Source organism: Flectobacillus sp. (assembly GCF_049240685.1).
In the GTDB taxonomy this organism is placed as follows: Bacteria; Bacteroidota; Bacteroidia; order Cytophagales; family Spirosomataceae; genus Flectobacillus.
In genome coordinates, this window is sequence record NZ_JBMLSD010000459.1 from 1,185 (window position 1) to 8,177 (window position 6,993).

Sequence of the window (6,993 nt, forward strand, 5' to 3'; positions counted from 1 at the left end):
GCACTCGATATTTGGTTAGTTTTTGTTTATAAAAATGGTTAATGGTGTACAATGTCTGACGGAGTCACACAGCGGTGTCTCCGCAGGCAATTGTCTTAATCTATCAAAAAGCTTTCTCCTACTATTAATATTCTAAACGAATCCATCTAACTATCAGATGGATTTTTTTTTGAATAAAATTATTTAATTGTTTTAAAGTAATTTTTAATTGTATTTTTTAAAGTAAAATTCAATTTGAGTAAAAAAAAATATAAGATTTATTGTCATATAATTAAACCATTTTTTTAATTTGTCGTCATAAGTCACAAAACAGTGATATTAAGTCTTTCACAGCAGATACATGAGAGTTTATTTAAGAATATTTTTTATCTTCGTTCTTGTCAGTTTCAAGGTGGCAGTTTCTATGGCCTCTGACCTTGAACAGGCTAAGGATTGTCTTAAAAAATATCATCTGACCGCTGCCAAAGACAATACCAATTTTCAATACACCGAGCAAAATATTTCAGAAAGTGAAGAAAATGAAGAAGATTTACAAGATTCATTCATTTCATCTGATATCATCACTGATAATTATTTCTACAACTTATTTACTAATCCACTTGTAACGGAACAAAATCGCAAGATCAATAATATATTCCTCCAAAAGTACCCTTCAAATCAACAGCTTTTTGTGCTGTTTAATAATTTTAGGATTTAGGATTTTATCGGTTTCCATATTTCTTTTCAAAAGAATATGTTTAGATTAGTACATTTTGTACTTTTTAAAATATTTTCTTTAGAAATAATCGATTCACAGTTTTGTATGCGGTGCGTCCTCTTCCTACATCGATGTCTTTTGATTTTAACCAATAATTAGTTTTAATAGATAATAGAAAACTTGCTTAAGGTTAGTTTTCTGAAACTATAGTTTTCTCAAGGTAGGGGCAAAACATATAGATGACTAGATAAGGCAACGGTTTTTTGCGGATATTAGTCTCAACATATACCCATGATGGGTAACAAATACGCCAATATTGGTATGGAAAGGTTTGTGAGGAAGCCAATTTGGTTAAGACTCATCAGAGTCTAGCACTTTGAAATAAGTGCCTGAAATTAGAAAACTGATTATAGCAATAATTTAGTTTGTATGTGGTTTATTATATCTATTGGGTTGACGATATTCGTCAACCCAATGTTGTTTTATGGGGGTTTTAAAGCATAGACTAACAAACTAAATGTTAGAAATAAGCGTTTTTTGCGTAGTTTTGGATAAATATTACATACCAGTAACTGAATTGGCTGGTATCGACGAAAGTGATAAAACAATAACCTTATGAAGTTATTACTGATAGAAGATGAAGCAAAAACCGTTCAATCGTTGAGCAAAGGCCTAAAAGAGTCTGGTTTTGAGGTAGATTATTGTTATGATGGATTGATAGGCAAGCATTTGGCAAAAAAAAATACCTACGATGTAATCGTGTCGGATATAATAATGCCAGGGCTCAATGGTATCGAGCTTTGTAAAGAATTACGCAAGGAAGGTATCACAACACCTATTCTTATGCTTACGGCTTTGGGAGATTTACAAGACAAAGTGGTTGGTTTTGATGCTGGTGCCGACGATTATCTGGTAAAGCCCTTCGAATTTGTAGAGCTTCTTGCGCGTATCAGGGCTCTTTCCAGAAGAAGTACAGGAGTAAGTATTCATAAAAATACGCTCACTTTTATGGACTTAGAGATGAACCTAGATTCAAAGATTGTAACACGTTCGGGGGTAAAGATACCTTTAACAGCCAAAGAATTTGAGCTTTTGGAAATGTTGTTACGCAATCAAGGAAAAGTATTGTCGAAGGTCGAAATTGCAGAGAAGGTTTGGGATGTGAGTTTTGACACTGGAACCAATGTAATAGAAGTTTACATCAATTTATTGCGAAAAAAAGTAGATAAGGATTTTCCTCAAAAGCTCATTCATAATGTATATGGCATGGGTTATGTTTTGAAATCAGAATAAAAGCTCAAGGCAATGCGTATTCGCTTCAAACTTACTTTACAGTTTACCCTTTTGGTATCCCTAATTGTGCTATTGTCATTTTTAGGGATTTATTATTTTACACATACCTACATCGAAGAGAGATTTTACTCTCGTTTGCGTTCCAAAGCCATCACTACCGCCGAGTTGTTAGTAAAGGTTGATCAAATTGACTCAAAGCTTTTGAAGGTAATTGAAAAGACCAATAAAGACGTTTTATACAAAGAAAAGATTTCGATTTATAACTACAAAAATGAGGAAATTTACACCAATAATGATACAGTAAAGGTAGTTGTAACCCGGAAGTTTTTGAATGATGTTCGATTAGAAGGTACCGCTACTACAACCTATCAGGATATTCAAATTCTTGGAATTCCTTATTATGACAAATACAATCGATTATTAGTGTTGGCAGGTGGTGTAGACCAACAAGGTTTGGAAACCCTAAGAGATTTGCAACGAATTCTCATTTCCTTGTATATGATTATTGTGGTTACTTCAGCCATTTTTGGTTGGATTTTTGCAGGAAGGGCACTTTTACCTATTGCGGAGGTTATTAATGAAATGAATGAAATTTATCCCAATAACCTCAAAAAAAGATTAAAAGTTAGAAATGTAAAGGATGAAATAGGTCAGCTTACTTTTACCTTTAATAATCTTCTTACGAGGGTTGAGGAGGCTTTTCAACACCAGCAGGTATTTATTTCTAATGTGAGTCATGAGTTAAAAAATCCTCTTACCAAAATTATTTCGCAACTAAGCGTGGCGCTTTTGAATCGGCGGACGGAAGAAGAATATCAAGAAACTATGCAGTCTGTTTTGCAAGATGTAAAAGACTTGAACCTCCTGACCAATACGTTACTCGAGCTCACTAAATTAAGTGATGATAGTTTACCCAATAGATTTACGAGCGTCAGAATAGACGATATTATTTGGGAGGCTAGAAGTTCTTTATTGAAAGTTCATAAAAGTTATGGTATTTCAATAGAGTTTTCTGAAAATATCGATTCAGATGAGCAATTGAGTATCCTTGGTAACGCACAATTGTTGAAAGTGGCGTTTACTAATTTGATAGAAAATGGTTGTAAATTTTCTAATAACCAAACTGTAAGCGTAAATATAGGATTTGATAAAGGACTTTTTTTGGAATTTATCAATAGAGGCGTAGCGATTGATTCAAAAGACCAAAAGCTGATATTTTTGCCTTTTTTCCGCTCCAAAAAAACAGCAGATACCCGCGGCTATGGCATCGGATTGCCATTATCTGAGCGTATCATCAAGCTTCATAAAGGTGATTTATTTATTAAAGAATCGAATGCTGACAGGACTGTTTTTAAAGTGCAATTTTTTAATGAAAAAATCATAAATATTAACTAGATTTTAATTTTATATTCATTTATTCTTAAAGATTGATGCGTAATTTTATTTTAGAAAACATAAAGGAAAGAAAGGAGTAAAAGCTAAAAGTTTTCGGTACTTCAAAGGATTTTAGTACTATTAATATAGGTGTTTAAGGTGCTTAGTTTCTGCGGTTTTATAAAGCTGCAGAAACTTTTTTTTGATACCACAGTTCTCTAATCTCTATAATTGATATTTGCGTAAGTTTAATTTTTTTTTTAACTTATCATAAAATAGGCCTAAGTGTCTGTTAATCTGTATTTTAGTGATTGTAAGCGAACTGCAAAATTATATCTGTTTTGTAAACTCCATAGTGTAGTTGGAAAGTGTAGGAGGTAAATCGTTTTTGATCAAAAGAATTATGATAGTCATCAACCAAAAAGATACCAATACCGTTGTAAAATCTCATGCCATATCCAAACTCTATTTGGTAATTGGCATTATAACGTTATGTTTTATTGGTTCAATTGTATTTAATTGGTACCAATGGCGCGAAAGAATAGTCGTTATTGAAAATCTCCGTGAAGCACTTATCAAACAAGACTCGACGCTTGCCAGTAAGCTTGAATCAGATAAAGAAATTGAAAGACTCAAGAAAAAGCTAATTCGTCACTCCAAATCTTCTCGTCGAATCGTTACTCCCCAGAATGAGAATGTAATTCTCCTCGAATCTGCCATTAGATAGACATTAGAATTTTTTTAATTATTGACCAAAAAAGGTATTTTTTGTATATTTTATCCTGTTTTATATTGAAATAGTTATAAAATATATGCTTTTTTAGCAAAAATTTTCTAATCGTACTCTAATCTAATCTAAAAAAAACATAAGTTTGATGTAGAATTACTAGAGCTCCCGAGGCTCGAATGTTATAATAAACCAACATCAAACAATATGAATAACTCAGTTCAATATTACAAAGACGCCTTGGTAAAGGGCGACTGGAAATCAGGTTTGTCGGTATATCTGGTTGCTCTTCCACTTTGCTTAGGTATTGCCTTGGCATCTGGCGCACCTCTCTTCTCTGGGATTCTGGCTGGTATTGTAGCCGGTACATTTGTCGCATTATTGTCAGGTTCTGAAATATCTGTAAGTGGTCCTGCCGCAGGCCTAACCGTTATAGTAGCAACGGCCATACATGATATTGGCTCCTTTCAAGGCTTCTTGGTGGCGGTAGTTTTGGCGGGGGTCTTGCAGTTAGTTTTAGGCCTTATAAAGGCTGGGAAATTTAGTGCATATTTCCCCGAAAGCGTAATAAAAGGAATGCTGGTGGCCATTGGAATTGTGATTATATTAAAGCAAATTCCTCATGCACTTGGCGACGACCAAGACTATGAAGGTGAATTTGAGTTCGAGCAAGTCGCCGATCATCAAAATACCTTTACAGAATTGATTCGCTCAGTGATAGATTTTAACTATGGCGCTGTGACAATCGCTCTTGTTTGTTTGGGCGTAATTATATTTTGGGAAAAGGCCTCCAAAAGGAAAAAAGGCATTTTTGCGATGATTCCAGCAGCTTTGGTTACTGTGGTTGTGGGGATATTAATGAATGAAGCCTTTCGTATCTATCAACCATCCTATTATCTAGGAAACTCTCCCATGCACATGGTGAATATTCCAAAAATGAATGGTATGCAAGATTTTATGGCAGCGCTTTCATTTCCTGATTTTTCGGCATTGATGACTCCCAAAGTATATGTGGTAGCGTTCACCCTGGCCATCGTAGCTAGTTTGGAAACGCTTCTAAATTTGGAGGCATCCGATGCAATAGACCCGCTCAAACGACAATCCTCTCCCGATAAAGAATTAGTAGCTCAAGGTATTGGAAATATCATTGCAGGTTTGATTGGCGGCTTACCCATCACCTCTGTAGTAGTTAGAACCTCCGCTAATGTATATTCTGGCGGTCGTACACGTATGTCTTCATTGGTGCATGGAATACTGCTGTTGGGTTCGGTGTTGTTGATACCTAGTTTATTAAATAAAATTCCTTTGTCATCATTGGCCGCTATACTTCTAACGGTAGGCTATAAGCTGGCACATCCTAAAGTAATTAGGAGGGTTTTTAAAGAAGGATACGATCAGTGGATTCCCTTCGCAATCACGATTTTGGTGATTGTATTTAAGGATTTGTTGTTTGGTATCTTTGTGGGCACAGCGGTAGGTTTGATATTCGTTCTTTTTACCAATTTTCACTCAGCAATTTCAATGGTAAGGGAAGGAAGACATGTATTGATAAAGTTTAATAAAGATGTTTCATTTTTGAACAAACCTAAAGTAAAGCAGATTTTGTTAGGATTAGAAGAGGGCGACGCCGTGTATATCGATGCTACCAAAGCACACTTTATAGATCACGATATTTACAATTTGTTGTATGAGTTTAAAGCAAGTGCCTTTCAACGAAATATTGAAGTAGATTTCAAAAAAGTATCCCGAAAACTTCAAGGCGACATAAATGATTATCTGCCAGAGGAGGTTTCCAATCATTAATTCGTACATTTGTGAAGATTTTAGTCTTAAAACTTCATCAACTGTTATTGAAAAGCAAGGATACCTAATACTTTTACGAATAAGGTTCTCAATTTATCATATTACTAATACGCTCTTACAATAAACCTTCTACTTTGACATAAAACCAGGGTATTTATAAGTTACAAACAAGTTTCGATGAAAGATTACAAAAAATTATTGCTCAATAATAAAGCTTGGGCTGCAGACCGCTTGTCGATGGACGAGACCTATTTTGAAAGATTAGCAAAAGACCAAAATCCCGAATTTCTGTGGATAGGTTGTGCTGACAGTCGCGTTCCGGCAGAGGAGATTACTAATACGCAACCAGGCGATGTATTTGTTCACAGAAACGTAGCCAATATGGTAGTGCATACAGACATGAATTTATTGTCGGTGCTACAATATGGGGTAGAGGTACTTCAAGTAAAACATATTATCGTTTGTGGGCATTATAACTGTGGCGGAGTAAAAGCCGCAATGGGCAATCACGATTTTGGACTCATTAACAAGTGGCTTCGCAATATCAAAGAGGTCTATTCAAAATATGAAGTGGAATTAGGGAATATTGAAGATGAACACCAACGATTCAACCGTCTTGTGGAGCTTAATGTTCATGAGCAAGTGAGGAATTTGGCTAAAACAACAATTATCCAGCATGCTTGGCAAAATGGAGAGTATCCTCACCTTCACGGATGGGTGTTCGATTTGAATACAGGACTCATCAAAGAAGTCTTGAATATCGATTCCCCTGATCAGATAGATCCGATTTTTAGATATAGTTTGTAATACTAATGACCCACCAAAACATCAATTATCCTTTGTTGAGTGATTAAACGAATGGGTCTTTATGTTACAATTCTAGGCTAGTAGTGGAGAAGCAATCAAAGCCTCTCAACAATCTTATCTTGAGCCGAGTAAAATCTTGAATAGTATCAAAAAAGCGATCGAAAAACCTATTTTCGACCGCTTTTTTGATAAATACTTGATGAATAATCCCAATCCTAAAAATTCGAGATAACTCATAATTGGAATGTTTCTGCTGGATACGTAAGTAAGCAAACTTAGATTCATTTAGGCA

Annotated in this window: 7 protein-coding genes; 6 read left to right on the plus strand and 1 reads right to left on the minus strand. The window is 35.0% G+C overall.

Going from position 1 to position 6,993, the window contains the following annotated elements:
• The first annotated feature begins 340 nt into the window (after positions 1–340).
• From ACOVQ4_RS21030 to ACOVQ4_RS21055, 6 genes are all read left to right on the plus strand, one after another.
• Positions 341–697, plus strand: a complete 357-nt coding sequence (locus tag ACOVQ4_RS21030) for a hypothetical protein (protein ID WP_421822563.1) — start codon at positions 341–343, stop codon at positions 695–697.
• 615 nt (positions 698–1,312) lie between these two features.
• Positions 1,313–1,990 carry a response regulator gene (locus ACOVQ4_RS21035; RefSeq protein WP_421822564.1) on the plus strand — a complete coding sequence of 226 codons (678 nt, stop codon included), beginning with the start codon at positions 1,313–1,315 and terminating at the stop codon, positions 1,988–1,990.
• Between the two features lie 12 nt (positions 1,991–2,002).
• Positions 2,003–3,385, plus strand: coding sequence for a sensor histidine kinase (locus ACOVQ4_RS21040; protein ID WP_421822565.1), 1,383 nt, complete (start codon positions 2,003–2,005; stop codon positions 3,383–3,385).
• Positions 3,386–3,767: 382 nt separating this feature from the next.
• Positions 3,768–4,091, plus strand: a complete 324-nt coding sequence (locus tag ACOVQ4_RS21045) for a hypothetical protein (RefSeq protein ID WP_421822566.1) — start codon at positions 3,768–3,770, stop codon at positions 4,089–4,091.
• A gap of 207 nt (positions 4,092–4,298) precedes the next feature.
• Positions 4,299–5,894 (plus strand): SulP family inorganic anion transporter, encoded by a 1,596-nt coding sequence (locus ACOVQ4_RS21050; protein ID WP_421822567.1) that lies wholly within the window; start codon positions 4,299–4,301, stop codon positions 5,892–5,894.
• Positions 5,895–6,071: 177 nt separating this feature from the next.
• Positions 6,072–6,701, plus strand: a complete 630-nt coding sequence (locus ACOVQ4_RS21055) for a carbonic anhydrase (protein ID WP_421822568.1) — start codon at positions 6,072–6,074, stop codon at positions 6,699–6,701.
• A gap of 64 nt (positions 6,702–6,765) precedes the next feature.
• Here the strand turns inward: ACOVQ4_RS21055 and ACOVQ4_RS21060 are convergent.
• On the minus strand, positions 6,766–6,993 hold a 228-nt coding region (locus ACOVQ4_RS21060), incomplete at its 5' end, for a hypothetical protein (RefSeq protein ID WP_421822569.1).

Coding starts and splice junctions, on each gene's coding strand:
- ACOVQ4_RS21030 (WP_421822563.1), top strand. CDS start 341: ATGAGAGTTTATTTAAGAATATTTTTTATCTTCGTTCTTGTCAGTTTC.
- ACOVQ4_RS21035 (WP_421822564.1), top strand. CDS start 1,313: ATGAAGTTATTACTGATAGAAGATGAAGCAAAAACCGTTCAATCGTTG.
- ACOVQ4_RS21040 (WP_421822565.1), top strand. CDS start 2,003: ATGCGTATTCGCTTCAAACTTACTTTACAGTTTACCCTTTTGGTATCC.
- ACOVQ4_RS21045 (WP_421822566.1), top strand. CDS start 3,768: ATGATAGTCATCAACCAAAAAGATACCAATACCGTTGTAAAATCTCAT.
- ACOVQ4_RS21050 (WP_421822567.1), top strand. CDS start 4,299: ATGAATAACTCAGTTCAATATTACAAAGACGCCTTGGTAAAGGGCGAC.
- ACOVQ4_RS21055 (WP_421822568.1), top strand. CDS start 6,072: ATGAAAGATTACAAAAAATTATTGCTCAATAATAAAGCTTGGGCTGCA.